We start from the raw sequence: 25,606 nt of genomic DNA on the forward strand, positions 1-25,606 counted from the left end.
TTCGCGCAGTGACCTCTAATTCTTCCAAGCCACACGACATTCAGGCCCTCGACACGCTCACCGGCGGCGCCTTCACCGCGCCGACCTCCGGCGAGCGCGCTGCGCGCATCCGCGACTGGCTCGCGGGCAACCCCGCGCCCGAGCAGATGCAGGAAGTCTTCAAGGAGCTGAGCGGGCGTGACAAGGGCGCCGCACGCCTGCTGCGCGAGAAGCTCGACGAACTCAAGCGCGCCAAGGGCCAGGAGGCCATCGCCGCCGAATGGGCCCAGAAGGCGGAGGCGCTGGTCGCCCAGTCCAAGCTCAACATCGCCGATGCGCTCGCCTGGCAGCGCGATGCCGCCAAGGCCGGCGCGCCCCTGTCGCGCGAGCCGCTGGCGAGCCTGAAGCTCAAGCTGTCGGAGCGCGTCAAGGGCATCGAAGACCTGCAGCACCGCGCGCAGGTTCATCGCGAAGCCGCCGTGCTGCTGGCACAGCGCTTCGAGGTGCTGTCCACCAAGGGCTGGCAGGACGCCCAGGCCGCCGAGGAATCGCTGCGCGCCGACGTGGCGCACTGGCAGCAGCAGGCCGCCGAGATCGTGGCCGATGCCAACTGGAGCAGCCTCGACGCCAAGTTCGCACCCCAGCTCGAAGCCTCGAAGTCGCAGCTGCTCGTGGTTTCCGACGCGTTCCACAGCGCTCTGGCGCAGGCCGTTGCCGCGGCTTCCGACGCTGCAGCGCCGCTGCCGCCGGTGCCCGTGTGGGCTGACGAGTTGCGCGCCGCGCGCGGTGAGGTCGTGGCGCCCAAGCCTGCGGCGCCGGCCCGTCCGGCCGCGCCCAAGGTCGATCCGGCCGTGCGTGCCGCCGCGCAGGAGGCCGTCCAGGCTGCGCTCACCAAGCTCGAGCAGGAAACCGCCGAAGGCCATGGCAAGGCCAGCGCCGGCGCGGCTGCCGCGCTGCGCGCCGTGCTCAAGGAGCACGGCAAGCTGGTCGACGCGCCGCTCGAAGCCCGCGTGCACGCCGCGCTGGTCGCTGCGGGCGAACTCGAAGGCTGGCAGCGCTGGAGTGCCGACAAGGTGCGCGAAGACCTGGTCGCCAAGGCCGAAGGCCTGCTGAAGCGCCCCGAAGGCCAGGCGCTGGGCGGCCGCAAGATGCAGGAAACGCTGCGCTCGCTGCGCGACCAGTGGAAGCAGGCCGACCAGGGAGGGGTGCCGAACCACGCGTTGTGGAAGCGCTTCGATGAGGCCTGCAACGAAGCCCACAAGGTGGTCGAGGCCTGGCTCGAGAAGGTGCGCGCCGATGCGGCCGAGCACCGCGCACTGCGCGTTGCCCTGATCGAGGAGGTCAAGGCCTGGGCCGCCGAACACGCCGGGGCCACCGACCTGAAGGCGCACAACCGCGCGCTGCACCAGTTCGCCGACCGCTGGCGCGATGCCGGCCACGTGGGCGAGAAGGTGTTCGCAGAACTGCAGCCGTTGTGGAACGAGGCTTTCGGCGCCGCCCGTGCCCCGTTCGAGAAGGCTCAGAAGGCCAGCATCGAACGCCGCCAGTCCATGATCGCCGAGGCGGCCGAGCTCGGCGCCCAGCCGGTGCTGCGCATCGATGCCGTCAAGGCGCTGCAGCAGCGCTGGCAGGCCGAAGCTCAGACCGTGCCGCTGGATCGCCGCCAGGAACAGAAGCTCTGGGATGCCTTCCGCGCGCCCATCGACGAGGCCTTCAACCGCAAGACGGCCGAGCGCGAGAAGGCCTCGGCCGCGATGAACGAGCATGACCGCCATGTGCTGGAGGCCTCCAAGGCGCTCGACGCGGCCAATGCCACCGGCGACGCGCAGAAGATCCGCTCGGCCATCGCGCGCCTCGAAGGCGCCCTGCGCGGCGAAGCGCCGCCGCCCGCGCCGAAGGCCGACGGCCCGGCGGTCGGTGCGACCGAGATCGTGGCGCCCGGGCAGGCAGCCGCAGAATTCAGTGAAAGCGCCGAACAAGCGCCGAGCCCGGCTGATGCGGAAGCGTCTCCCGGCACGTTCCACGAAGCAGGCGCGGCATCCGCTGCTGCCGAGGACCTGGTGGCGCCTGCCGACGGTGCCGACGCTTCGGCGCGCGCCGATGCTGCGGCGCACGACACCGGTGAAGCCGCCGCAGCCGTCCAGGCCCCGGCTGCTGCGCCGAAGGCTCCACCCAAGCCCGTCGTTGCGATGCGCGGCGACGACCGCCCGAGCAGCAAGAAGGCCGAGGCGGCGCCTGCCGCGCGTGGCGGTGCCGGTGGCCGCTTCGGCGACCGCCGCGATGGCGGCCGTCCCGGTGCCGGCGGTCCGGGTCGTCCCGGCGGTGATCGCGGCGACCGTGGGGCTCCTCGTGGTGGCGATCGTGGCGTCCCGGGCGGCCGCTTCGGCGACCGTCCTCCGCGCGAAGACCGCGGCCCACGCCTGGGCGACGCAGCCTTCAGGGCACAGCGCGAGGCACTCGAGCGCGCCGACATGGCACTGCGGAAGCTCGCTGCCCAGGCCCATGGCGAGGCCCTGACCCAGGTGCTGGGCGCCTGGGAGCAGCGCGATGCCAGCCGCCTGCCGAGCGTGCAGGAGCTTGGCCGGGCGGTCACGCCGGCCGTGCGCAGCGGCTGGTCGCAAGCCATCGGCTCCGCGCCCACGGCTGCCGCCAACGATGCCGCCGAAGCGCTGCTGCGCCTCGAGATGGCAGCGGAGGTGCCGACGCCAGCCGAACAACTCGAGGCGCGCCGTGCGCTGCAGCTGAAGCTGCTGACGAAGCGCGGCGACCCGGCGCCGTCGCAGACCTGGGGCCAGGACGCCGGCAAGGTGCTCGCCGCTGCGCACGACGCCGCCAGCGCACGCCGCCTGCAGAACGCGCTGAAGGCTCTGCTGCGCAAGTAAGGCGCAGGTCGCTTCCTCCATGAAAAAGGCGCCCCGCGGGGCGCCTTTTCTTTTTCGTTTCAGGCCGGTCGGGACCCGGCCCGGCTCAGACCTTCTCTCCGATGGCCGGCGTCTGCACGGCGCCGGCCTGCTCGGCCAGGTAGCCGTCGCGGATCTTCCGGCGGACCAGCAGCCCGCCGATGCCCAGCAGCAGCGCGAGTGCGCCGACGATCAGCGTGCCCTTGTCGGTCGCGCTCGAGGCGGCCGCCTTGTCCTTCACCTCCATGATCTTCTGCACGTCGGCCAGCGACACCACGGGCTTGCCCTTGAGCGTCACTTCGTAGACCAGGTTGTTGTCCGAGGGATCGACCCTCACCTCGACGGCTTCGTCGATCAGCGGCTCGAGCTTGCTGCGGCCGACCGCGTAGTCGACGCGCCATTTCTCGGTGTTGCCATCGGCCAGTTTCGCGTCGAGCACGAAGTAGCGGCGCGTGCTGGTGCCGCCGCGACGGCGCTTGGTGGTCTCGGTGACCTCGCTGCCGCTGAAGATCGTGCCGCTTTTCGCGACGAGGTCCTCGACGGCCGTGCCGTGCGTATCGGAGCTTGCCTTGAACTGCGCATACGCGGCCCAGCCCAGGATGCCGATGCCGAACACCAGCGCGATCCATGCCTTGCCCGTGAGTTGATAGAGCCAGTCCCTCATGTTGTGTACCTTTTTGGACGAGTTGATAACCCGTCGATGTTAAGGGTTGAATCGCTATCAAATGGATAGCTGACAACTGAGTCTGGGTGTGGGCTTAAGGCTGTTTAGGAAGAAAGAATTCGTCGAAGATCGCCAGCACTCCAGGGAAGTCCCGCGCGAAGTTCGGGCGGTTCACGAAGTAGGCCTCGCAAGCCACCGCGAAGAACTCGCTGATCGAGGTGGCGCCGTAGGCATCGAGCCACGGCGCCTCGGTGCCGAAGCGTTCGGCCTTGATGGTCTGCTCGCGGAAGTCTTCGTAGGCGGGCTGCAGCACGGCCAGCCAGGCCTCGCGGGCCGCGCGCGAGCTGCGCTGACCGGCGAAGCCCGGCGGCAGCGGCGGACAGCCGTTGGCCTCGCCGTTGCGCATGTCGATCTTGTGGGCGAACTCGTGGATCACGACGTTGTAGCCGCGCTCGCTGGTGATGCTGCTGGCCAGCACGTCGTCCCAGCTCAGCATGACGGGGCCGCGGTCCATGGCCTCGCCGGCGACGACTTCGCCGTATTCGTGCACCACCTGCGCTTCGTCGACCACCTTGCGCCGCGCCACCACCTCGGAGCGATGCACGACGATGCCGACGAAATCGTCGTACCAGTTCAGCCCGCCCTTCAGGTGCAGCACCGGCAGCACCGCCTGGGCCGCGATTGCCAGCGCGACCTCGTTGGTGATGGTGAAGCCCTTGGCGCCGTGGAATTCCTTGTCGCGCAGGAACTCGGCCGTGAGTGTGCGCAGCCGCTGGCGGTCGGACTCGGGCAGCGCCCCCAGGAAGGCATAGCGCCGCAGCGTGGCCTGCCAGGCGGCTTCGGGGATCGGGGGCAGGGCGCGCAGGCGGCGCAGCCACTTGAACATCGTCGTCGGCGGCGCGGCTAGCGCAGGTCGACGCGCTGCGCGCCGGCGGGCGAGAGGCACAGCAGCTGCGCGCGCGGAGGATGCGCGGCGGCATCCCAGTCGCTCAGCACGATGCGGCGCAGGCCGTCGCCCAGGTCATGGTCGGCAGGCCGGTGGGTGTGGCCGTGCACCAGCGCGTGGGCATTCGCCTGCCGCAGCCAGTCGCGCGCGGCCGGCGTATCGACGTCGGCCCAGACCATCGACGGGTTGCGCTTGCGGTCTTCGCTCTGCACGCGCATGGAACGCGCGAGCGCGCGGCGCTCTTCGAGGGGGCGGGCGAGGAACGCGGCCTGCCATCCGGGCGTGCGAACCTGGGCGCGGAACTTCAGGTATTCCGTGTCTTCCAGGCAGAGGATGTCGCCGTGACTCAGCAGCCAGCGCTGGCCGTGCAGCACCAGCACGGTCGGGTCATCGAGCAGCGTGATGTTGCATTGCGCCGCGAAGGCGGGGCCGACGAGGAAGTCGCGGTTGCCGTGCATGAAGAACACCGGCAGGCGCTGCGCGGTGCGGCGCAGAAGCTCGGCGCACTGGGCCTCGAAGGTCGCGGGCTCGCCGGGCTGCGCGGCGGAATCGTCGCCCACCCACACCTCGAACAGGTCGCCGAGGATGAAGAGCGCGTCCGCCGGCGTGGTCTGCAGATAGCCCCGCCAGGCCTCGAAGGTGGCGGGGTCGCCGGCCTGCAGGTGCAGGTCGGAGATGAGGTCGACCGTGCGCCACCCGGGCGGCGCCACCAGCTCAGCGAAAGCCGGGTTCGCCGCCATGCTCATGCTGCCGGCGTCGTTGCCGCCGAGCTGGCCCGGTCGAGGATCATTCCGCGGTGACGACGGCCTTCTCGATCACGACGTCCTCGAGCGGCACGTCGTCATGGAAGCCCTTGCGGCCGGTCTTCACGCCCTTGATCTTGTCGACCACATCGGTGCCGTTGATGACCTTGCCGAACACGGCGTAGCCCCAGCCCTGGGCCGTGGGAGCGGTGTGGTTCAGGAAACCGTTGTCGGCCACGTTGATGAAGAACTGGGCGGTGGCCGAGTGGGGCGCGCTGGTGCGGGCCATGGCCACGGTGTAGTTGTCGTTCTTCAGGCCGTTGTTGGCTTCGTTCTGGATCTCGGCGTCGGTGGGCTTCTGCTTCATGCCGGGCTCGAAACCGCCGCCTTGCACCATGAAGCCGGGGATGACGCGGTGGAACACCGTGTTGTCGTAGTGGCCCTTCTTCACGTAGGAGACGAAGTTCTCGACCGACTTCGGCGCCTTGGCGGCGTCGAGTTCGAGCGTGATCACGCCGAGGTTCTTGATGTGCAGTTCGACTTGGGGGTTGCTCATGTTGGGCTCCTGCTTGGGAAGGGAAAAACCGATTCGAAAACCGATGCGATGCGATTACTTCGCCACGACGGTGGCGGACTTGATGGTGACGGCTTCGAGCGGCACGTTCTGCATGCCGCCCTTGTTGCCGGTGGCCACGGCGCGGATCTTGTCGACCACGTCGGTGCCGGAGACGACCTTGCCGAAGACGGTGTAGCCGTAGCCATCGGGGTTGGGCGCGTTGAGCGAGTCGTTGTTCTTCACGTTGATGAAGAACTGCGAGGTCGCCGAGTTGGGATTGCCGGTGCGCGCCATGGCGATCGTGTACTTGTCGTTCTTCAGGCCGTTGCTCGCCTCGAGCGGAATGGGCGCGCGCGTGGGCTTTTGCTGCAGGTCGGCCGTGAAGCCGCCGCCCTGGATCATGAAGCCGTCGATCACGCGGTGGAACACCGTGCCGTCGTAGTGCTTGTCCTTGACGTACTGCAGGAAGTTCTCGACCGTCTTGGGCGCCTTGGCTTCGTCGAGTTCGACCACGATGTCGCCGGCCGTGGTGGCGAGCTTGACGCGCGGCGTGGCCGATTGCGCATGGCCGCTGGCGGCGAGCGCGAATGCGGCGGCCAGGGCGAGGGCGCCGCGGCGGCTGAAGCGAGAGAGGGAATGAATCGTCAAGTGAGGCTCCGTATGCGGATGGAGGAACGGTGCCGCGCCGTGCAGACCATGGCGGTGCCGCGGCGGCGACGGATTGGATGACCTGGCTACTTGCTCGTACGGCCGACCGGCTTGCGGATCACCGCCGGCGCGGGGGGCAGGGCGGCCGCCTCGGCTTCGGTCTTGGGGGTGAAGATCTGGCGGATCAGCGCGAGCTTGGGCGCGACGCTGGCGTTGGTGCTGGCGAACTGCTGCGCACGCACGTATTCCTGCGCAGCCAGGCGGGCATACACGTCGCCGAGGTTCTCGTGCGCCGTGGCGTAGTTCGGGTTGAGCTTGAGGGCCTGTTCCAGCGCGGCGCGCGCCTGGTCGAACTTGCTCTGGGACGCATAGAGCGCCGCGAGGTTGTTGTAGGGCTCGGAAAGCTCGGGGAAGTCCTGCGTGAGCTGGGTGAAGGCGGCAATGGCCTCGGCCTGCTTGTTCTGCTCGGTGAGGATCACGCCGCGAAGGAAGCGCATCTGCGGATCGCGGGGCTTGCCGGCGATGTAGGTGTCGGCCTTGGCGAGCGCCTCGTTCGACTTGCCCTGGCGCAGCAGCGCGTTCACGTCGTCGTATTCGTTCGCGTGCGCGGCGGAGCCCCAAAGGCTGAACAGCAGTGCGAAGGCAATGGAGAGTCTGGAGAAGGCGGCGTGCTTCATGAAGCCTCGGCGGAATTGGGGGGAGATGCGGGGGGCGAGCTCGGGGTGCGGGCTTGGGGAACACCCGGACGCTACCCGACGGCGGCCGTTTATACTTGAGCGGATTGTAACCGAGGGGCTATCTCGACCCCCTCGCGAACACAGTCCCAGCCACCCCTGAAAAACACCGTCTTTCGCCCGTGCCGCACGTGCGCGAAACGACGTTTTCCGAATCTCATGAGTCTGCGCATCTACAACACGCTGTCGCGTGAATTGGAGGAATTCTCCCCATTGCAACCGGGAAAGGTGCGCATGTACGTTTGCGGCATGACGGTCTACGACTTCTGCCACATCGGCCACGCCCGGATGATGATGGCGTTCGACGTGGTGCAGCGCTGGCTGCGCGCGAGCGACTACGAGGTGACCTATGTGCGCAACATCACCGACATCGACGACAAGATCATCGCCCGCTCGGTGCAGCGCGGCATCACTATCCGCCAGCTGACCGACGAGGTGATCGCGGCGATGCACGAGGACATCGGCGCGCTCGGCATCGAGCCGCCCACCATCGAGCCGCGCGCCACCGAATACGTGCCGCAGATGCTCGGCATCATCGAGAAGCTCGAGCAGAAGGGCCTGGCCTACCGCTCCGAGAACGGCGACGTGAACTACGCGGTGCGCAAGTTCCCGGGCTACGGCAAGCTCTCTGGCAAGTCGCTCGACGAGCTGCACGCGGGTGAACGCGTCGCGGTGCTCGACGGCAAGCAGGACCCGCTCGACTTCGTGCTCTGGAAGGCCGCCAAGCCGACCGAACCCGCCGATGCCAAATGGGAAAGCGCCTACGGCACGGGCCGTCCGGGCTGGCACATCGAGTGCTCGGCCATGAGCTGCGCCACCCTCGGCGAGACCTTCGACATCCACGGCGGCGGCGCCGACTTGCAGTTCCCCCACCACGAGAACGAGATCGCGCAGAGCGAGGGTGCCAACGGCAAGCCGCTGTCGCGCTTCTGGGTGCACAACGGCTTCGTGCGCGTGGACAACGAGAAGATGTCCAAGAGCCTGGGCAACTTCTTCACCATCCGCGAGGTGCTGCAGAAGTACGACGCCGAGACCCTGCGCTTCTTCCTGGTGCGCACGCATTACCGCAGCGCGCTCAACTACAGCGACGCGCATCTCGACGACGCGCGCAATTCGCTGAAGCGCCTGTACACCGCGCTCGACCTGGTCGTGCCGGCCGACGTCGAGATCGACTGGACCCAGCCCCATGCCGCGCGCTTCAAGGCCGCCATGGACGAGGACTTCGGCACGCCGGAAGCCATTGCCGTGCTGTTCGAGCTGGCCGGCGAGGTCAACCGCACCAAGTCCGCCGAAACCGCCGGACTGCTGAAGGCGCTGGCGGCGTCGCTGGGCATCCTGCAGGGCGACCCGCGCGCCTTCCTGCAGGCCGGCAGCACGCTCGACGAAGCCACCATCCAGGCCAAGATCGATGCGCGCGCCGCAGCCAAGGCCGCGAAGAACTTCGCCGAAGCCGACCGCATCCGCCAGGAACTCCTCGAGCAGGGCATCGTGCTCAAGGATTCGCCCACGGGCACGACCTGGGCGGCTGCGCAGTGAACGGAACGACGAACCCCATGCCCGCCCCCAGGAAGCCCAGCGTCAAGATCTACACGCCGGACTATTGGGAAGAGGCGTGCAAGCACCTCTCGCGCAAGGACCGTGTGATGAAGCGGCTGATCCCGAAGTTCGGCGACGCCTGCCTGGAGTCGCGCGGCGATGCGTTCACCACGCTCGCGCGCAGCGTGGTCGGCCAGCAGATCTCGGTCAAGGCCGCGCAATCGGTGTGGGACAAGTTCGCCGCGCTGCCGCGCAAGCTGACGCCGGCCAACGTGCTCAAGCTCAAGGTCGACGACATGCGCGGCGCGGGGCTGTCGGCACGCAAGATCGAGTACCTCGTCGACCTGGCCCTGCATTTCGATTCGGGCCTGGTGCACGTCGATGCGTGGAAGGACATGGATGACGAGCAGATCATCGAGGAGCTCGTCGCCATCCGCGGCATCGGCCGCTGGACGGCCGAGATGTTCCTCATCTTCCACCTGATGCGCCCGAACGTGCTGCCCGTGGACGACCTGGGGCTGCTCAACGGCATCAGCGTCAACTACTTTTCGGGAGACCCCGTCAGCCGCAGCGATGCCCGCGACGTTGCAGTGGCGTGGGCGCCTTATTGCAGCGTGGCGACTTGGTATATTTGGCGATCGCTGGATCCCGCTCCAGTCGTGTATTAGCAACACCCCCAGGCTGCGCGCACTTCGTGTCGCTTCGCCAACCCCCTCTAGGGGGCAACACCTGCGGCCCGGCAAAGCCGGTTCCGCGGTGTTCCTGGAATGGATGGTGCGGTGGTTGAGCGGGCAGCAAACTGAAATAAACAGGAGAAGACGTTGGCGAAACGAACCTTCCTCGACTTCGAGCAGCCGATTGCCGAGCTCGAAACAAAGATCGAAGAATTGCGCTATGTGCAGACCGAATCCGCGGTCGACATCTCTGAAGAAATCGATCAGCTCGGCAAGAAGAGCCTTCAGCTCACCAAGGACATCTACAGCGACCTGACGCCCTGGCAGATCACCAAGATCGCGCGGCACCCGGAGCGCCCCTACACGCTGGACTACGTCAACGAGATCTTCACCGACTTCGTCGAACTGCACGGCGACCGGCACTTCGCCGACGACCTGTCGATCGTGGGCGGCCTCGCACGCTTCAACGGCGTGCCTTGCATGGTCATCGGCCACCAGAAGGGCCGCGACACGAAGGAGCGCACCGCGCGCAACTTCGGCATGAGCAAGCCCGAGGGCTACCGCAAGGCGCTGCGCCTGATGAAGACGGCCGAGAAGTTCAAGCTGCCGGTCTTCACCTTCGTCGATACCCCCGGCGCATACCCCGGCATCGATGCCGAGGAGCGCGGCCAGTCGGAAGCCATCGGCCGCAACATCTTCGAGATGGCGCAGCTCGAGGTGCCGATCATCGTCACCATCATCGGCGAGGGCGGCTCAGGCGGCGCGCTGGCGATCTCGGTCGGCGACCAGCTGCTGATGCTGCAGTACTCGATCTATTCGGTGATCAGCCCCGAGGGCTGCGCTTCCATCCTCTGGAAGACCGGCGAGAAGGCTCAGGAAGCCGCCGACGCGCTGGGCATCACCGCCCACCGCCTGAAGGCGCTGGGCCTGGTCGACAAGATCGTCAACGAGCCGGTGGGCGGCGCGCACCGCGACCATCGCCAGATGGCCGCCTTCCTCAAGCGTGCCCTCAACGACGCCTTCCGCCAAGTCAGCGACCTGAAACCGAAGGAACTGCTGGAGCGCCGCTACGAGCGCCTGCAGAGCTACGGCCGCTTCAACGACACCAAGGCCGATACCGGCAGGTGATTCCCGCCCGGGCGCTGCCATGAACTCCGCTTTCGAACGCGCCATCGCCGCGTTCGAGCCGGCGCAATGGCCGCTGGCGGTGGGGTTCAGCGGGGGCGCCGATTCGACCGCCTTGCTGGCTGCCTGCGCGGCGCGCTGGCCAGGGCAGGTGGTCGCCTTCCATGTGCATCACGGGCTGCAGGCAGCGGCCGACGGCTTCGAGCGGCATTGCCGCTCGGTGTGCGAGCGCCTTGGCGTGCCGCTGGTCGTCCATCGCGTCGATGCCCGGCATGCGCCGGGCGAAAGCCCAGAGGACGCGGCCCGCCGGGCCCGCTATGCGGCGTTCGCCGAAATGGCGCATGCCGATGGGGCGAGGGCGGCGATCCGGTCCGTGGCGCTGGGGCACCATGCCGACGACCAGGTCGAGACGCTGCTGCTCGCCTTGTCGCGGGGGGCAGGGCTGCCGGGGCTGGCTGCCATGCCGGCGCTGGCCCAGCGCAGCGGGCTCGACATCTACCGGCCGCTGCTCGCGGTCCCGGGAGCGGAGATTCGCGAATGGCTGGCCGGCCGCGACCTGCCCTGGATCGAGGACCCGACCAACGACGACGCGCGCTACACCCGCAACAGGATCCGCTCCGTGCTCCTGCCCGCTCTGGAGCAGGCCTTTCCGCAGTTCCGAGCCACCTTCGCGCGCAGCGTGGGCCATGCCGCCCAGGCCCAGCAGCTGCTGGGCGAGCTGGCGGCGCAGGACCTGGAAAGCGTCGGCAGCCCACCGCGCATCGCCGCGCTGCAGGCGCTGTCGCGCGCCCGGCAGGCCAACTTGCTGCGCCACTGGCTGATGCGCTCGCACGGATGTGCGCCGAGCGCGGCGCAGCTCGATCAGCTGCTCGACCAGGTTCGGGCCTGCACCACGCGCGGCCATCGCATCCACCTGAAGGTGGCCGCCGGTTTCGTCGAACGCAGGGGCGACTTGCTGCATTGGTACAATGTTGCGCCCTCGCCGAAGACTTCGCTCTGACCGCTTGCAGGGCGCCGCCTATCCAGCGGCCCTTTCCTTTTCTCTGATTTCACCCATGGCATTGATCGTTCACAAATACGGCGGTACGTCGATGGGCTCGACCGAGCGCATCAAGAATGTCGCCAAGCGCGTCGCCAAGTGGGCGCGCGCAGGCCACCAGATGATCGTGGTTCCGAGTGCCATGAGCGGCGAGACCAACCGCCTGCTCGGCCTGGCCAAGGAGCTGGCGCCCAGCAAACCCGGCGTGGCCCATAACCGCGAGCTCGACATGCTGGCCTCCACCGGCGAGCAGGCTTCGTCGGCGCTGCTGGCCATCGCGCTGCAGGCCGAGGGCGTCGAGGCCGTGAGCTACGCGGGCTGGCAGGTTTCGGTGCGCACCGACAACTCCTACACCAAGGCACGCATCGAGAGCATCGACAACGAGCGCGTGATGGCCGACCTGAACGCCAACAAGGTGGTGGTCATCACCGGCTTCCAGGGCGTGGACGACGAGGGCAACATCACCACGCTGGGTCGCGGCGGCAGCGACACCTCTGCCGTGGCCATCGCGGCTGCGATGAAGGCGAACGAGTGCCTGATCTACACCGACGTCGACGGCGTCTACACGACCGACCCGCGCGTCGAGCCCGACGCACGCCGCCTGACGACCGTGAGCTTCGAAGAGATGCTCGAGATGGCGAGCCTGGGCTCCAAGGTTCTGCAGATCCGCTCGGTGGAATTCGCCGGCAAGTACAAGGTGCCGCTGCGTGTGCTTTCGAGCTTCACGCCGTGGGACATCGACATCAATGAAGAGGCCAAGTCCGGCACGCTGATCACTTTCGAGGAAGACGAAAACATGGAACAAGCCGTCGTATCCGGCATCGCATTCAACCGCGACGAAGCCAAGATCTCGGTGCTGGGCGTGCCCGACAAGCCGGGCATCGCGTATCACATCCTCGGTGCAGTGGCCGACGCCAACATCGAAGTCGACGTGATCATCCAGAACCTGAGCAAGGACGGAAAGACCGACTTCAGCTTCACCGTCCACCGCAACGAATACGCGCGCACCATCGACCTGCTGCAGTCGAAGGTGATGCCCTCGCTGGGCGCGACCGAAGTGGTCGGCGACACCAAGATCTGCAAGGTCAGCATCGTGGGCATCGGCATGCGCAGCCACGTCGGTGTGGCGAGCAAGATGTTCCGCGTTCTGGCCGAAGAGGGCATCAACATCCAGATGATCTCGACCAGCGAAATCAAGACCTCGGTCGTGATCGACGAAAAATATATGGAATTGGCAGTGCGCGCACTGCACAAAGCCTTCGATCTTGATCAGCCGGGCGCCTAAGTAGTGGCATAATCTCAGCTTCTTTCAGGAACTGTGACCGAGTGGCCGAAGGTGCTCCCCTGCTAAGGGAGTATGGGGTGTAGAGCCTCATCGAGGGTTCGAATCCCTCCGGTTCCGCCAACTGAGGTTCTGGATCAATCCAGAGTCTTCCAAAAAAGCCCCGTAAATCGCTGATTTACGGGGCTTTTTCTTCGAATGAGCTTCCCAAGCGTTCCGAAGTTTTCCAGCACTTTCCAACGCGAGTCGGCCCCATGGGGTGGTAGGTGGGGTGGTAGGCCCCATTTGCGGTGGTAAGACTTCCCCGAAAAGCCGTGTGGTAAAACCCGCGCCCATGGCTCGACACACACTCACGGCACTGGCGCTGAAGGCACGACTGGCGGAAGCCCAGAAGGTCGCTGCGGAGAAGAAAAAACCGCAGCGCATCGGCGATGGCGATGGCCTCATGCTGGTCGTGCAGCCGAACGGGTCGGCCTCTTGGGTGTTGCGCTACACGACGACCAGGCGCACCGACATCACGCTTGGGCGCTGGCCCACGGTGACACTTGCGATGGCGCGTGAAAAGGCAGAAGAGAAGCGCCGGCTGATCGCGACGGGGGAGGATCCAGCGCAGAAGCGCGCCGAGGAGAAGCAGGCCCGCGCTGCAGTGGCGTCGCCCGACACCGTGCGCAAACTCTTCGATGACTGGATGGCCACGACGAAGGCCGATCTGAGCGCCGTCTACCGCGGCAACATCGAAGCCGCGATGACCAAGGACGTGCTGCCGAAGCTGGGCGCGAAGCGTCCCCACCTGATCACGCGAGCCGACATCATCGACTTGATGCGCAAGATCGAGGACCGAGGAGCCTTCGAGATGGTGCGGCGTGTCCGCATGTGGCTGCGCGAGATGTTCGAGTTCGGCATCGACGACGAGGAACGGCCGCTCATGCTGGCGTCCCCGGTGCCCATGGGAACACTGCGCAGCTTCAAGACGCGCAAGACCATGAACTTCCCCGCGGTCACGAACCACAGCGATGTGAAAGACCTGATGGTCGCCTTGCGCCGGACCGAGAACTGGACCGTGCGGGCGGCGCTGCTGTTCTCGGCCTACGTGTTCCAGCGGCCCACCGAGGTCCGCGAGGCCGTCTGGGCAGAGATCGACCTCGAGCAGGCGAAGTGGACGATTCCTGCCGAGCGGATGAAGGGGAGGCTTGAGCACTGGGTGCCGTTGGCGCCTCAGGTCGTCGAGCTCCTGCGGCAGCACCAGGGTGTCGTCGGAAGCGAGGGGTGGGTGTTCCCTGGGCGCCGATACGGCAAGACGCTCTCAGAGGGAACTCTGACGGGGCGCCTGAACGCCTGTGGCTACGAGGGGAAGCACTCGCCGCATGGCTTCCGTGCGATGGCCCGCACGGTGATGGACGAGTTGCTGAAAGTCGATACACGCTTCATCGAGAAGCAGCTTTCGCACGAGGTCGACGCCAGGCTGAAGGGCGCGTACAACCGCGCCGAGTACTGGGACGACCGCGTGCTCATGATGCAGAAGTGGGCGGACTGGCTGGACGCTCAGAGATGAGCTTCTGCAGGTGCGCGTCGATTTCGGATTCGAGCCAGAAATTCCCGCCGCCTTGCTTCAGCGGGGCAGGGAAGGTGCCCTTCTTGATCTCGCTGTAGATCGTCGATTTGCCGCGGCGCACGCGCTCGCAGACCTCTGGTATGCGCAGTAGTTTCATGAAACCTCCTTCGATTCGTCGTTGTCCTGTTCCCCCCTCCCCGAGCTTCTGATAGCGGCAGCGGGAGCTTCGGGCAATGGCATCCAGTGAGTCGCTTTGCAGTACCCGCTGGTGTAGTTCGATCCATCCATTCCTTTGGGCACGGTGCTTTCCCAGCAGCCACGGTTGAACTCTTGCCCGGAAACAAGCGATATCACGGGGTCATGGGTTCGTTCTGCCAAAGGGCGAAAGGCGATGAACAGGCGGCCATCTCTCGGCGCTGTTTCGATTGGCAGCCACGCCTCCTTCGCCGCCCGCTCAGTAGCGGCGTCCCAGACGGCTTGCATTGCGGTGCGCATTTGGTCGGCGGTGTAGAGGGGTTCGGCGTCAGGCGGCACTGCTCGGCCAGCGAGTTGCCAGCGCGAGCTGTGGCCGTGCGACATGTACCGATGTGCGGCCGGCTCCGGCATCAGCGCCTCGAACTCGTCTCTCAGGTCAGGCATGGGCATCTCCCTTCATTGCATCGTCGATGGCGGCGTCGAGTTCTCTCGGGCTGAGACAGGTCGCCCATCCATTGCTGTACTTCTCTACCGTGAAATCGCCATTTCGACCACGTATGAACCGATACCGCTCCGCATCAGCCCTCATCGCCTCAGCCTCATTGCGTGCGGCTTGAATGGCGGCGTCCCAGACGGCCTTGGCAAAGGTCTGCATGTCGGCATAGTCCTTGCCGGTCAGGAAGTTCCAGCCCACAGGAACAGCGAGCAGCGCAAAGTGCAATTCACTGCCTGGCTCGATCTTCTTTGCCACCTTCAGCGGCTCGGGCGATTCGGGTTGGGGGGATGTAGTCATGCGGAGGCTTCCTCTTCGTCTTCCGGTTCAGCCGGATTCACGCGCTCAGCCAAGCGGCGCAGTCGGTCGATTTCTCGGCTAAGGGCGAACTCAACGCTCCCGAAGTGCTTGGCATCGCGTCGGTACTCATCGCAGAAGCCTGCGATCTCGTTGGAGCGGCGATCAAGGATTTGGGCTATCTGTGCACGCTCGGAATTGGAGAGATCGGTGTGCTTAGCCACGGTCACCCCCTGCAGGAGTCAGGCCCTTGATCGCTGCATCGATGGCCTCCCGGGCCGTCTTGCCTTGCCCGTAAGCGTTGTCCATGCCATGGACGCGGTATTCGCCATCGTCTGGCGCATCGACGATCACGGAGCAGGAGAACTCATCTCCTTGCCTGACGATCCAATCGAGGCGAGCTGTGTCCGCCTCTCCCTCCTTTGCGCTCGGCGCTGCCTCGGGGGCTGGGGTTGCTGCGAGGGCTTTTCGCGTGTCTTGCTCGATGCAATAGAGTTGCAGGATTTCGTCCACGACGGCTACATCTCCCGTATACCAGCGGCGGCCCAGTTCTGTCAGGTGGTCCTTGAGTTGGCGCAGCATTTCGGCCAATGCGGGTTCGCGGCGAAGGCCGACTTGGGCTTGCTTGAGCAATCCCGAGTAGTCCACGCGCATGCCAGTGTGCTTGGCAGCCAGTATCGCCACCGCCCCCTGTGCCGCAGCCGGGGCGGCGAGGAAGCGCACGCGGTCGCGATAGCGCATGACGGTGCGGGCGTCTTCTTGGCTGGCAGGCCCCTTGACCAATCCGTCCTCGATCATTCGCTGGAGAGCCTCCCAAACCGAATCGGGAACGGGCTCTGGCGCCACTGCCTGCTGTGCTCCTGCCGGGGCAGCGAGGGCGGCGCGAGCTCGCCATGCGTCATATGCGGCCTGCGTCTCATAGCTCTCGTAGGACCACTTGCCGAGCGCGCTGCAGAACTTGTCGAGGCGATTCCCGCGCGCCTCGGCCCACGCTTCAAACGCCTGTTGCTCATCCGCCACCGCCTGCTGTGCTCCTGCCGGGGGAGGGGCGGAGAGGGAGGCAATCTCGTTGCTGCGCGCATTGACGACGTGCGTTGACCAGCATTCATGCGTGCGATGGCCCTCCTTCTCGCAATGCAGGCAGTAGGGCGCGTAGGTTTGCTCAGCCATGATTGCTCTCCTCCCCTTTAGGAGTGGCCTTGGAGTTCAGTCGATTGCAGAAGTTGATGGCCTTCACAAGCCGCAGATGGCGTCCTTTCCGGTCGCCTCCGGTGGCAGAGGCGTACCACTGCCCATGCCACAACTTGATGCGCACACGCACCGGCGTCATTCCGACCTCCCGCTCTTCTCTGCGGCTTTAGGAGCGGCGGCAGTGGCATTCCGGACTTCGTCTTTCTTGGCCATCTCGTAGGCCGCGTCAAGCGTGCTGGCGCTGAATTGCACGGGGCCGACTGGCGGGACGATGATCCATCGGTCAGCCTTCCAGATTCGCGCATACCGACGCAGTTCGACGCCAGCATTCATGCGGTCCCTTTGTTCGGGCGTCATGTCGCGGTGCGTCATTCCAGGACGAAGGCACAACCGCTCGTAGTCGATGCGGTCGGCAAGCTCGTACAGCTTCTGCTGCTTCGCGCTCGGGGTATCGCCATCGCTCTCCTCGGTGGAGGTGAGGGAGAGGGCGGATTCGACGTTTCTCACAAACGCGATCAACTCCTCGGCTGGTACGGTGGCAAGGGCCGTCGAATACGGGCGGACCGCTGTAACGCAATCCGCGATCTGCGTATGGCTCAGGACCACTGCATCGCCTCCCAGAGACTGGAGGGTGGGGCGGGTGGCGAATCCGCAGACGCGCTCGATGCTCACACCTCCGATCTCGAACGTGATCTCGTGTGCGCCTCCGCGCCCGTTGTGATCTTCTTCGTGCCGATCGAAGTCGTCCTTGATCTGCAGAAGCGTCTCTTCATCCTCTCTGCCGAGCCATTCGCGGATCATGAATCGGCGCACGCCTTCCCAGTCGGTGACAAGCTCGGCGCTGGCGAGGTCAGTTTCGCCCCACGCGCGGCACAGGAAGGCGTCGAAGGCCTTGGGCTCTCCTCGCTCGTCCACCATAGTGGTAGCGGGGGTGGGGAGGGATTTGAGTTCGTAGAACATGCACCAGGCACCCTGCACCCATTCCTCGCAGTATTGCGATTCGCCTTCTTCGTCTGGCTTGAAAGTCTCGCGGCTCCAATACGGCTTAAGCCACTTCTCGAACTCGACTCTCAGCGCACTTTTGTCGGTCATCGTCTGTTCTCTCTTTTCTGGCATGGTGGGACTCAGAAGGGGTGAAGCGGGCGCCGCGGGGGCGCTCCGAAAGATCAGTTTTCGATCTCGGACTGATCGACCTTCGGAAGCGCGAGCAGCAGCTGCACGTCGCGCGACTTGAACGTGGCCAGCTTGCCGAACACGGCCTCGCCCACGTCGTTGATTTCGCAGGTCCATGTCCACGTCGTGGTGCCGCCTTCCTTGGGCGTGATGTGCAGGTTGTCGACCTTCACGTCGGGCAGCGTGATGTCGCTCTTGCCGCCGAGGCCGAAGTCGAAGGTGAGCTCGCAGCCGGTCTGCTCACCACCCCACGAGAAGCGGCCGATGCGCTGGCCGATCTTCGTGAGGTTCGGGCGGTCGGTGATGGGCTCCACGCCGTCGAGGCCTTGCTGTTCCTGCTCAGCGGCCTGCTTCGTGTACAGCATGCCCAGCAGGAAGCCATCCAGCATCGACAGCGCGCCGTTGGGCATTTCTGCGGAGAACCCGAGCTTCACGCCCGGGTTGCTGTCCGGCGGCCGGTTCTTCTGCGACAGGACATCGATGTCGGTCAGCTTCGCTTTGGTCGAGGACTCGAGATAGAACATGGGTCAGGCTCCTGGAATAAAACGTGGAATAAATTGCGGTCGGTTTTGTAGAAATGGGCGCCGCCGAAGCGGACCGGCCGGGAAGCAGAACGGAGGGAGGACAGGGGATTGCCGGCCGGGCTCGCCCGAAAGGGTTAGACGGGGTACTTGCCGTCGATCAGCGCCGCGAGGTCCTTCTGCTGGTCAGCAGGCAGATGACGCGCCGTGTCGAGCACCAGGTCAGCGGTGTCGCGGCTCGTGGCCTTGTTGATCTGGTCTGCGAGCTGGGCGTAGGTCGGGCCGGAGTCCTGGGTGCTTGCGCCCTTGATCTCGCCGGTGTCTTCGTCGACGCCTTCCTGCACCGTCACCACGTCGGCTTCGATCACAGCGCCGCGGCCTTCCTCGGCAGCATGCGAGACGGTGACGGCGTTGTGCAGCTCGATGCTCGACGGCATGTACTTCAGCACCTGCAGCAGCGCTACCTTGCGCGCGTACATCTCGAAGTTCGATTCGCTCGCCTTCGCGTAGTGGCGGTCGCCGACCTTGTTGAACTGCTTCAGGTGCTTTTCGACCTTGGCGCGCGTCCACACCTCGATGACAGGCATCTGCGCATCCTTGACGCGGCCGATGGCGTAGACGTGGGTGAACTTGCCTTCGTTGTCGCCGGGCTTGTGACGGCAGAACGGTGCATCGCCGAGTTGGTAGTCGAAGTCGTCGCCCTCGAAGACAACACCGGTCCAGACGGTGGCGCGGCCGCTGCGCGCTACGAGGTCGACAAGCCCTTTCCAGCCGGGCACGAAGGTGCAGGTGGTCTTGTAGGGGATGAGGTAGCCTTGACCACCGATGCCGGGCTCCAAGCCGAGCTGCGCGGCCGTCATGATGCAGCCGGCGATGCTCTGCGGCGTGCACTGCTGCAGGGCCGGCGTGGTACTGAAGGCCGTGAGCGCGAGCCGCGCCATGCGGTCGGCGTTCATGTGCTTCGGCAGCGCGAGCGCCAGTTGCGGCTTGAGCTTGTCGAGGAAGCTCGAAAACTTCGCCACGGGCGAGACGGCGACTTGGCCAGTTGCTGCGGCCTTGAGGTTTGCTACGGTCATTTCTTTCCTTTCTTGAGGCGCAGGACGCGCACGGTTTGCTGCTTGGTGAATTCGGCGCAGAGCGCGGGGTGGGCTTCCTTGAAGTCCTTCGCGCGGAAGCTGCTGTGGCCTTGGCCCTTCCAGGAGGCGATCTCTTTCCCCTCGAAGGTGAGCAGGGCGTTCGGGCTGATGAAGTCGGCGATCTCGAAGGTCAGTGCCTCTTCGGCCTCCTCAAAGTCCTTGATGCGGGACTTGATGTCGGCGAGTTGGCGCACCTTGTCGGCGATCTCGGCTGTGGCTTCCACGGGCTGGCCGTTGTCCATCGGGAAGAGCAACTTGATGTCGCTGAACTCGATAGGGTCGGGCGGCGTGTCACCCAGCACGTGGTCCACCCAGAAGCGAACCATCTTTTCGCGCATGGCCGCCACCGTCTCGTCGTCGCGCAGCGTCCAGAAGATGTCCACGTCATCGAAACTGCGCAGCGCGGCAACCAGGCACATGCGCCGGCCGGTGACGCCCAGGCCATGCATGAACTGTGCGGCGTACTCGATCGGCACGTCTTCGCTGTCCGTCTCGCCCCACTTCTTGCGAGCGAAGCCGCTCACGCTCTTGGCGTCGGCGTTGATGTGCTCGCGCTGCAGTTCGTACATCTCCCCGCCGATCTCGACTTGGCCGGTGAGCCGCAGCTCGAAGTCGATCTCGCAAGCGAGGAACGGGTGCTCGGCATCGGTGTAGCGCTGGTTCACCGCAATGAGTTCGACCTGCAGGCCCATGTCCTGCAACTTCGTGATCGTCATGTCGCGGATGAAAGGCTCGAGCTTGTGCCCGCGTTCGAGCATGCGCTGCCGAACTACATCAGGCTCTTCCTTCGGCGCACGGCCGGTCTTCTGGTTCCACAGTTCAACCGGCGTGGCCCATGGGCTCAGGCCCATCACAGCCGCGGCGTCAGAGCCGCCCAGGAACTTAGAGCGGTCCGGCGGTGACAGCACCTCGCACGGCAGCAGGTCGGTTTCGACGGCGCCCATTACGCAGCCTCAACGACATCCTGAGATGCTTGCGCGACGCGGTCGGGCATCTGCTCGAATGGAAGGTCATGGGGCGCGAAGCCTGAGACTTCGACGACGCCGTCGTCAGTCTCAAATACGACCTTGTGCGACACGAAACTGCCGAAATCGGTTCGTTCCAGACGGATTGCCTTCACGCCGTGAATATTGGTGGTGCCGAGAAACATGGTCAGCCTTTCAACGGAAGTAAAAATGAACGCCCAGCGCGATCAGCAGCAGGGCAATGAAGAGGGCCGCGAGCACGCGGAAGCACCCGTTGGCGCGCGCGATGTCGTGGCGCTCGTCGGCCTCGGCGATCTCGTCGGGCGTGGGCATCTCGAACACGGCCGGATAGGGCCGCTGCTTGCGCGCACGCTTGGCGCGTTCGTCGGCGAGGACGATGGGAGCGTGGTAGCCGGTGTTCATGACGTCACCCCCACGACGATCAGCGCCACCACGAACAGGATGTAGATCACCCAGTCCACTGCGGTGAAGTCGCGCACCGGGTCTTCCATGGGCACGATCTCGCACTGGCTGCTGCGGTTGTATGGACCGAAAGCCTCATCGGTCGTGCGGGGGTAGCGGCGCGTGTTCATGCGGCCCTCTTCGCAATGGTGGCTGCGTAGTAACGCAGCAGGTCACGGATCTCTACGCGCGCCCCATAGGGGCCAGACCACGCACCGGCATCCCCGAACACATGCAACTTGCCGTCAGGCAGCAGACTGCAAACCTTGTAGCCGGGCTTATCACTGCATTGCCAATGCCGGATCACAAACTCCGTGTCCTTCGTGATTTGCCCAAGAACCATGCGTTGCTCGGCGCCTTCGTACATCCCATTCCATGACCTGGATTGGCATGCTCGATCAATCACTGCAAGAAGCGTTGCGCCATCTCGCAGCATCTCGTTTGCTGCATCAAGGTCGGCCAGCCATTCGCTCCATTCCTGCGCGGCGGACTTCGAACTGTGCTTTTTGCCGTCAGCGGTTTCATAGACCGTGAGAGTTTTGTATGCAGGGCTCACAGCACACCTCCCTGCTTAAGCGTCGCAACCGCCGCCAAGCCAAACCCAGCAGCACCGAACAAGAAGCCTGCGAGCCAGGCGATGTACTCGCGGCGGGTCACGATGCAGCCTCCTGCGTCTTGGCGAGGGCGGCGAGCAGCAGAGCAACAAGAGCCGCCCCAATATGAGCGAGCGCAGCGCGCGAGCCGGAGCACCGCGCACATTGACAGTTCCAGCCCTTCACGCCTCGACTCCATTGGCGCGAAGAAACTCTCGGCGATCTGCAACGCTCTTGATGCCAGCTGCCTTGCGAAGCATGGCGGCCTTGCCCAAGTCTTCGCAGTAGCGGTGGGCTTGCCCGAGGATGACCCATGTCGGAAGGCTTCCCTCGGCCGACGATTCCAGTTCGGCCGCTGCTGACTCCAGCCATTCGGCGCTGACGGTCGGGCGGCGCCCCGGCTTGCTCTGCGCGGCGCTCACGATGCACCTCCCTCAGCGGCGGCAATCGCAGCCTTGGCGCACTTGCTCGCCAGCGCCACCCGGCGGAACCCCATCCGGGTACGCGGCACGTCCTTCGTCACCTCGATCACTCCAGCAGGCCCAGCCCACACGGTGAACTGCTGCCCGCCGACCGTCACCGTGGTCTTGCGCGGGGCGGTCACGATGCGTTCCTCCGGACGATGCCCTCGATCCGCTCATGAACCAGGTCCATCAGCAGCTTCCCGACTTCGGCCGGCGCGCGTCCATCGCGCAGGCACTTGGCCAGGCGCTCATCGTGCGCAACATCGCCGACCGTCGAGGCGTCCAGCTCGCGCCACTGCCGCGTGCGGATCTCGTCGCAGCGCTCGCGGTATGCGCGGTCGCCGGCGTCTGAGGTGTTATCAGCCTTGGCCGGGAAGAAGTTGCGCCCGACCTTCCAGCCGTTGAGCTCGGCCAGGTCGACGGCCATGTCGGGGATCAGGTCCGGCATCGGGCGGAAGTTCCGTCCGTAGTCCCTTGTCTGGGGTGCTGCTTTCATGTCCATCTCCGTGTTGGGATGGATGAATTATTAGTCGGGCTGCTTTATCTGTCAACAGTCCGACTGATAATTCCTGCCGCGGTCCGAAAAAAAGCCCGCGCGCGGCGGGCTTTGGTGCTGGTGCCCCCAGCAGGGTTCAGGCGGTCGCGCGGGCGCGCGTACGCTCAGGCAAACACTTGGCGAATCGGGGTCTGTGTGTTCGTGGCCTGGAGAAGACTTATGCCGTGAAGGCAGGCCTCCTTCGAGTTGTATCCCTCACCGCTGGCAATGATCTCGTGATTTGCGCCTTTCAGCCGCCAACGCCACTGCTGAACACCGAGTAACCCGCCAACGGTGGAATAGATCTCGAAATACATGGAGCCTCCTCATGGCTGAAAAAGAACGCATCGCGGGCTGGAAGGCCCAAACCGAGTACGTTGCTGAATACACCCATCGCGGAAGTACGTGGGCGCTCAACTTCTTTGCCGTCGACGACGAAGATGCCGCCGCCAAGCTAGCGAGCTTGCGAGCGAGCGTGACGCTGCTGGGGAGGTTGGAAGGGCGCATCGAGGTGGACCTCCAGTAGGCAGCTCAGTTGCAGTGGAAGGTGTTGCCGGCCCCGCGCGCGCAGAACGATCCGTTCGTCCCTTGTAGATTGCCGCCCGCGACGAAGTTGTACCGCACGCCGTTCGCGGATCCCCAGCAGCCAGCCTGGTCGCAGTTCACGAACTGGCCGGGCGGCCGGCGCACTGGGTTGGGTTCGGGTTCTGGTTGGTACTGGGCGCGCGGGGGGAGGGGTGCCGCCGGGCCGTACCCGCACGCGGCCTGCATTTCACGGACGGCACGATCAACCATGCCAGCGTCCGGCCGCATTGAGTTGATCGACACCTCGTAGTTGCGCGTAGCACGCGCGCAGTCCTGAGCGTGCACACCACCAGCGGCCAGCACGGCAAGGATGAATATTGCATTGGCTCGCATCAGAAGTCCTCGCTTTCCCAGGCCTTGACCACTCGGCCAAAAATCTCGAAATCCATGCCCTTCACGATGTCGAACGGGTCGTAATCGGTGTTGGCCGACTTCGCCCGCAAGATCACTCCGTCGATGGTGGGGATGCGCTGTAGACGCTTGACGAACCCCTCTTCGCCAACGCGGAAGAAGTAGATGCCGTCGATGTCGGCGCGCGTGACGCCTGTGTCGATCAGCAACGGGTCGCCGGGGTTGAACACGCCCTTCATCGAGTCACCGAAGCCGGTCACGATCGCCAGGTTCTTCGGGCTGGTTATGCGGTGCACGTTCTTCTGGACCCAGTCGGGGCTGACGGTCCAACTGCGAATGACGCCTGGCTGATCTTGCAGCACGAGTCCGTGGCCCATCTTCCCTCCGGTGTCGAACTGGTTGATGCGAATGGTTCGGTCGGCAGGCGGAGACTCGATGATTTCGGCGTTGCCGTAGACCGGGAGGCCCTCGCGCGCGACGAGCGCGGACGCAGAGAGCTTGCGAATCTCATCCGCGAGGGAAGGGCTGAAAACCGAGACGTCGACGCCTAGGAGCGCGGCGAACTTCGACGCGGCCTCAGGGTTGAGCGGGATTTTCCCGTTCAGGTACTGGTTGATAGCGCTTTGGCCGAAGCCCATTTCGCCGGCACACCAGTCTTGCGAAGCCGGCAGCTTCGCCTGCTTCCGGTCGGCCTGCCACTGCGCGAACAGCTCCTTCAATCGGTTTGCGTCTCCGAGTTGTCGGACGGTTAAGGGTTTGGCGGGCATCAAGCGAGCCTATTAGTGCGGCTCATGAGAATCAAACAGTCGGGCTGTTGACTTTGACAATCAGTCCGACTAATAATTCCGACATGAACCCCATCAAAGCAATTCGTGAGCGGTTGGGTCTGACCCAGGCCGCGCTGGCAGCCGAGCTCGGGTGCTCTCAGAGCAACGTCTCGTTCTACGAAAAGGGTCAGACCGTGCCCCAGCCGATGGCGAAGGCGCTGATCACGACCGCCGCTCGGCTCGGCTTGGCGATCGGCTACGAGCACGTCTACGGCGACGAGGAACTGCCGCCCGCCCCAGTCCCCGAGCCCGAAGCGAAGGCTGCGTGACATGCGCAGCACCCAGAAGAAGGGCCCGCGCACGCCGGCGCTGATCCGGCCCAGCGCCGCAACAAGGCGGCGCACCGAGATCAATGCGCGCGTCAGCGCTGCGTTGGAAGCCGCACGAGCTCTTTCAGCCCAGTCGGAAGCATCCGTTGAAGGATGTCGTCGCGCTGCTGGAGGTACTGCTCTGTGACCGGAAAGCCCAGCGCCACACCGTGCATGCGTTCCGCGGCTTCTTCGATCTCGGGTGCCAGCTTCGCAGCGAGCTTCGGATTCTTCGCTGCCATCCGGAGGATCCCGATGACGCATACCTGCAGCCCGTGGAACCGCAATTCGCTCATCTCGGCAGCGCGGTTCTGCATCTCGAGCGTCTTGGCGAACAGCTCCCTGAAGCCGTCGAAGTCCTCTTGGTTCATTTCGTCCACCCCTCGCGGGGTCCGTGTTGTGGTGACCGGACTCTATCCCGCGAGCGGGTGGGCACCCATCGGAGCCTGACCCATGGCCGCCCACCCCCTCACCGCCTGGTTCGTCCTCGTCGTCCTGCTCGTGTACGTGAGCGGGGCGTTCGAGGACTACAGCGATTCCGAGTAGAGCGGCGTCGTGCACGTGAATCCATTCAGAGGCCTTGCGCGGCCGTCCTTCCGTAAGGCCCTCAAGCGGCCGACTCCCCCGCAAGGGGGCTGAGCGGATAGGGCGGCCACCTAAGCCCTTTTTTTCATCAACCAAAGCGATGGGAGTCGTTTTCATGGATCGCAGTTTTTTTCCTACCGAATGGAAACCACAAGAAACCACTGGAAAGCGCTGGCAAGCCGGCCTCTCCGTGACAGAGCAGGTTCCTCGCCCCGAGGCGGTCGAGCTCGAGTTGATCGAGCGTTCGGGCTTCAGCAAGGCGCTCTCCGATGCCGCGATGCAAAGCGGCATGGACAACTACCAGATCGCCGACGCGATCCACATCAGCCACGGCTACATGTGCAAGTTCATGCGCGGCGTGGGCGAGCAATGGGCCAAGCGCCTCGTTGCGTTCATGCGCAAGACGAAGAGCTTGGCGCCCCTTGTCTGGCTGGCCGATCAGATGGGCTGCGACGTTGTGGTGCGACACAAGATGTCCGCGGAGTTGATGGCGGCCTACTCCAAGATCCAGGAGTACGAGCGCGAACACGGGCGGCTGATCGCCTGA

At 65.2% G+C, this 25,606-nt stretch carries 36 protein-coding genes and 1 tRNA gene; 11 read left to right on the forward strand and 26 right to left on the reverse strand.

Features of this window, described 5'->3' with window-relative positions:
• Positions 1-8 precede the first annotated feature (8 nt).
• The gene (locus G369_RS0101515; RefSeq protein WP_019652209.1) at positions 9-2,861 is read left to right on the forward strand and encodes a DUF349 domain-containing protein; all 2,853 of its coding nucleotides are present in this window, start codon (positions 9-11) and stop codon (positions 2,859-2,861) included.
• An 85-nt stretch (positions 2,862-2,946) separates the two neighbouring features.
• On the opposite strand, the gene G369_RS0101520 is transcribed toward G369_RS0101515, so the two are convergent.
• The 6 genes from G369_RS0101520 to G369_RS0101545 form a co-directional block, all read right to left on the reverse strand.
• On the reverse strand, positions 2,947-3,543 hold the full coding sequence (locus tag G369_RS0101520; protein WP_019652210.1) for a hypothetical protein: 597 nt from the start codon (positions 3,541-3,543) through the stop codon (positions 2,947-2,949).
• A gap of 94 nt (positions 3,544-3,637) precedes the next feature.
• Positions 3,638-4,429, reverse strand: coding sequence for a M90 family metallopeptidase (locus G369_RS0101525; protein ID WP_019652211.1), 792 nt, complete (start codon positions 4,427-4,429; stop codon positions 3,638-3,640).
• Positions 4,430-4,446: 17 nt separating this feature from the next.
• Positions 4,447-5,229 carry a UDP-2,3-diacylglucosamine diphosphatase gene (locus tag G369_RS0101530; protein ID WP_020722910.1) on the reverse strand — a complete coding sequence of 261 codons (783 nt, stop codon included), beginning with the start codon at positions 5,227-5,229 and terminating at the stop codon, positions 4,447-4,449.
• Between the two features lie 46 nt (positions 5,230-5,275).
• Entirely contained in the window at positions 5,276-5,788 is a 513-nt protein-coding gene (locus G369_RS0101535; protein ID WP_019652213.1) for a peptidylprolyl isomerase, read from the reverse strand.
• Between the two features lie 54 nt (positions 5,789-5,842).
• Complete coding sequence (locus G369_RS0101540; protein ID WP_019652214.1) at positions 5,843-6,436, reverse strand: peptidylprolyl isomerase; 594 nt, start codon at positions 6,434-6,436, stop codon at positions 5,843-5,845.
• Positions 6,437-6,522: 86 nt separating this feature from the next.
• The gene (locus G369_RS0101545; protein ID WP_019652215.1) at positions 6,523-7,113 is read right to left on the reverse strand and encodes a tetratricopeptide repeat protein; all 591 of its coding nucleotides are present in this window, start codon (positions 7,111-7,113) and stop codon (positions 6,523-6,525) included.
• Positions 7,114-7,329: 216 nt separating this feature from the next.
• Here G369_RS0101545 and cysS point away from each other — a divergent pair, with 216 nt between their 5' ends.
• From cysS to G369_RS0101580, 7 genes are all read left to right on the forward strand, one after another.
• The gene (gene cysS, locus G369_RS0101550; RefSeq protein ID WP_019652216.1) at positions 7,330-8,706 is read left to right on the forward strand and encodes a cysteine--tRNA ligase; all 1,377 of its coding nucleotides are present in this window, start codon (positions 7,330-7,332) and stop codon (positions 8,704-8,706) included.
• Positions 8,707-8,723: 17 nt separating this feature from the next.
• Positions 8,724-9,374 carry a DNA-3-methyladenine glycosylase family protein gene (locus G369_RS0101555; RefSeq protein WP_020722911.1) on the forward strand — a complete coding sequence of 217 codons (651 nt, stop codon included), beginning with the start codon at positions 8,724-8,726 and terminating at the stop codon, positions 9,372-9,374.
• 153 nt (positions 9,375-9,527) lie between these two features.
• Positions 9,528-10,508 carry an acetyl-CoA carboxylase carboxyltransferase subunit alpha gene (locus G369_RS0101560; RefSeq protein WP_019652218.1) on the forward strand — a complete coding sequence of 327 codons (981 nt, stop codon included), beginning with the start codon at positions 9,528-9,530 and terminating at the stop codon, positions 10,506-10,508.
• A gap of 19 nt (positions 10,509-10,527) precedes the next feature.
• Positions 10,528-11,505 carry a tRNA lysidine(34) synthetase TilS gene (gene tilS, locus G369_RS0101565; protein WP_019652219.1) on the forward strand — a complete coding sequence of 326 codons (978 nt, stop codon included), beginning with the start codon at positions 10,528-10,530 and terminating at the stop codon, positions 11,503-11,505.
• Between the two features lie 55 nt (positions 11,506-11,560).
• On the forward strand, positions 11,561-12,829 hold the full coding sequence (locus G369_RS0101570; protein ID WP_019652220.1) for an aspartate kinase: 1,269 nt from the start codon (positions 11,561-11,563) through the stop codon (positions 12,827-12,829).
• 27 nt (positions 12,830-12,856) lie between these two features.
• Positions 12,857-12,949: transfer RNA gene (locus G369_RS0101575), tRNA-Ser, on the forward strand.
• 211 nt (positions 12,950-13,160) lie between these two features.
• Positions 13,161-14,378 carry a tyrosine-type recombinase/integrase gene (locus G369_RS0101580; protein WP_019652221.1) on the forward strand — a complete coding sequence of 406 codons (1,218 nt, stop codon included), beginning with the start codon at positions 13,161-13,163 and terminating at the stop codon, positions 14,376-14,378.
• Here G369_RS0101580 and G369_RS37430 read toward each other — a convergent pair.
• From G369_RS37430 to G369_RS0101665, 17 genes are all read right to left on the reverse strand, one after another.
• Positions 14,335-14,535, reverse strand: a complete 201-nt coding sequence (locus G369_RS37430; protein WP_038113759.1) for a helix-turn-helix transcriptional regulator — start codon at positions 14,533-14,535, stop codon at positions 14,335-14,337. The genes G369_RS0101580 and G369_RS37430 overlap by 44 nt on opposite strands.
• Positions 14,532-15,017, reverse strand: coding sequence for a DUF551 domain-containing protein (locus G369_RS0101590; protein WP_157773617.1), 486 nt, complete (start codon positions 15,015-15,017; stop codon positions 14,532-14,534). The genes G369_RS37430 and G369_RS0101590 overlap by 4 nt, the downstream gene beginning before the upstream one ends.
• Entirely contained in the window at positions 15,010-15,366 is a 357-nt protein-coding gene (locus G369_RS35275) for a hypothetical protein (protein ID WP_019652223.1), read from the reverse strand. The genes G369_RS0101590 and G369_RS35275 overlap by 8 nt, the downstream gene beginning before the upstream one ends.
• Entirely contained in the window at positions 15,363-15,587 is a 225-nt protein-coding gene (locus tag G369_RS38395) for a hypothetical protein (protein ID WP_157773619.1), read from the reverse strand. Before G369_RS38395 ends, G369_RS35275 begins: the two co-directional genes overlap by 4 nt.
• Positions 15,580-16,533, reverse strand: coding sequence for a hypothetical protein (locus G369_RS0101600; protein ID WP_019652224.1), 954 nt, complete (start codon positions 16,531-16,533; stop codon positions 15,580-15,582). The genes G369_RS38395 and G369_RS0101600 overlap by 8 nt, the downstream gene beginning before the upstream one ends.
• 156 nt (positions 16,534-16,689) lie before the next feature.
• The gene (locus tag G369_RS0101605; protein ID WP_020722912.1) at positions 16,690-17,646 is read right to left on the reverse strand and encodes a hypothetical protein; all 957 of its coding nucleotides are present in this window, start codon (positions 17,644-17,646) and stop codon (positions 16,690-16,692) included.
• A 74-nt stretch (positions 17,647-17,720) separates the two neighbouring features.
• A complete protein-coding gene (locus G369_RS0101610; protein WP_019652226.1) occupies positions 17,721-18,251 on the reverse strand; it encodes a hypothetical protein in 531 nt (176 codons plus the stop codon).
• A gap of 134 nt (positions 18,252-18,385) precedes the next feature.
• Positions 18,386-19,324 carry a recombinase RecT gene (locus tag G369_RS35280; protein WP_019652227.1) on the reverse strand — a complete coding sequence of 313 codons (939 nt, stop codon included), beginning with the start codon at positions 19,322-19,324 and terminating at the stop codon, positions 18,386-18,388.
• Positions 19,321-20,328 carry a YqaJ viral recombinase family nuclease gene (locus G369_RS0101620; RefSeq protein ID WP_019652228.1) on the reverse strand — a complete coding sequence of 336 codons (1,008 nt, stop codon included), beginning with the start codon at positions 20,326-20,328 and terminating at the stop codon, positions 19,321-19,323. The genes G369_RS35280 and G369_RS0101620 overlap by 4 nt, the downstream gene beginning before the upstream one ends.
• Complete coding sequence (locus G369_RS0101625) at positions 20,328-20,534, reverse strand: hypothetical protein (RefSeq protein ID WP_019652229.1); 207 nt, start codon at positions 20,532-20,534, stop codon at positions 20,328-20,330. Before G369_RS0101625 ends, G369_RS0101620 begins: the two co-directional genes overlap by 1 nt.
• Before the next feature lie 10 nt (positions 20,535-20,544).
• On the reverse strand, positions 20,545-20,772 hold the full coding sequence (locus tag G369_RS0101630) for a hypothetical protein (protein WP_019652230.1): 228 nt from the start codon (positions 20,770-20,772) through the stop codon (positions 20,545-20,547).
• The gene (locus G369_RS38400; protein ID WP_019652231.1) at positions 20,769-20,942 is read right to left on the reverse strand and encodes a hypothetical protein; all 174 of its coding nucleotides are present in this window, start codon (positions 20,940-20,942) and stop codon (positions 20,769-20,771) included. The genes G369_RS0101630 and G369_RS38400 overlap by 4 nt, the downstream gene beginning before the upstream one ends.
• A complete protein-coding gene (locus G369_RS38405; protein WP_157773620.1) occupies positions 20,939-21,367 on the reverse strand; it encodes a hypothetical protein in 429 nt (142 codons plus the stop codon). The genes G369_RS38400 and G369_RS38405 overlap by 4 nt, the downstream gene beginning before the upstream one ends.
• A 219-nt stretch (positions 21,368-21,586) precedes the next feature.
• Positions 21,587-21,826: a hypothetical protein gene (locus G369_RS0101650; RefSeq protein WP_019652233.1), complete on the reverse strand. Its 240-nt coding sequence runs from the start codon at positions 21,824-21,826 to the stop codon at positions 21,587-21,589.
• Positions 21,823-22,008, reverse strand: a complete 186-nt coding sequence (locus tag G369_RS0101655) for a hypothetical protein (RefSeq protein ID WP_019652234.1) — start codon at positions 22,006-22,008, stop codon at positions 21,823-21,825. Before G369_RS0101655 ends, G369_RS0101650 begins: the two co-directional genes overlap by 4 nt.
• Positions 22,005-22,364: a hypothetical protein gene (locus G369_RS0101660; RefSeq protein WP_157773621.1), complete on the reverse strand. Its 360-nt coding sequence runs from the start codon at positions 22,362-22,364 to the stop codon at positions 22,005-22,007. Before G369_RS0101660 ends, G369_RS0101655 begins: the two co-directional genes overlap by 4 nt.
• 164 nt (positions 22,365-22,528) lie before the next feature.
• Positions 22,529-22,720 carry a YegP family protein gene (locus G369_RS0101665; RefSeq protein ID WP_019652236.1) on the reverse strand — a complete coding sequence of 64 codons (192 nt, stop codon included), beginning with the start codon at positions 22,718-22,720 and terminating at the stop codon, positions 22,529-22,531.
• 11 nt (positions 22,721-22,731) lie between these two features.
• On the opposite strand from G369_RS0101665, the gene G369_RS0101670 reads away from it, so the two are divergent.
• Positions 22,732-22,929 (forward strand): hypothetical protein, encoded by a 198-nt coding sequence (locus tag G369_RS0101670; protein ID WP_019652237.1) that lies wholly within the window; start codon positions 22,732-22,734, stop codon positions 22,927-22,929.
• A gap of 5 nt (positions 22,930-22,934) precedes the next feature.
• On the opposite strand, the gene G369_RS38410 is transcribed toward G369_RS0101670, so the two are convergent.
• Both G369_RS38410 and G369_RS0101675 read right to left on the reverse strand, forming a co-directional pair.
• On the reverse strand, positions 22,935-23,321 hold the full coding sequence (locus G369_RS38410; protein ID WP_157773622.1) for a hypothetical protein: 387 nt from the start codon (positions 23,319-23,321) through the stop codon (positions 22,935-22,937).
• Positions 23,321-24,058, reverse strand: a complete 738-nt coding sequence (locus tag G369_RS0101675) for a LexA family transcriptional regulator (protein WP_019652238.1) — start codon at positions 24,056-24,058, stop codon at positions 23,321-23,323. The genes G369_RS38410 and G369_RS0101675 overlap by 1 nt, the downstream gene beginning before the upstream one ends.
• A 131-nt stretch (positions 24,059-24,189) precedes the next feature.
• Between G369_RS0101675 and G369_RS0101680 the strand changes: the two genes are divergently transcribed.
• Entirely contained in the window at positions 24,190-24,435 is a 246-nt protein-coding gene (locus G369_RS0101680) for a helix-turn-helix domain-containing protein (protein WP_019652239.1), read from the forward strand.
• Between the two features lie 92 nt (positions 24,436-24,527).
• Here G369_RS0101680 and G369_RS0101685 read toward each other — a convergent pair whose 3' ends face one another.
• A complete protein-coding gene (locus G369_RS0101685; protein ID WP_019652240.1) occupies positions 24,528-24,854 on the reverse strand; it encodes a hypothetical protein in 327 nt (108 codons plus the stop codon).
• A gap of 320 nt (positions 24,855-25,174) precedes the next feature.
• On the opposite strand from G369_RS0101685, the gene G369_RS0101695 reads away from it, so the two are divergent.
• Positions 25,175-25,606: a hypothetical protein gene (locus tag G369_RS0101695; RefSeq protein WP_157773623.1), complete on the forward strand. Its 432-nt coding sequence runs from the start codon at positions 25,175-25,177 to the stop codon at positions 25,604-25,606.

Origin of the sequence: Variovorax atrisoli 110B (assembly GCF_000382045.1) — a bacterium.
Taxonomy (GTDB): domain Bacteria; phylum Pseudomonadota; class Gammaproteobacteria; order Burkholderiales; family Burkholderiaceae_C; genus Variovorax; species Variovorax atrisoli.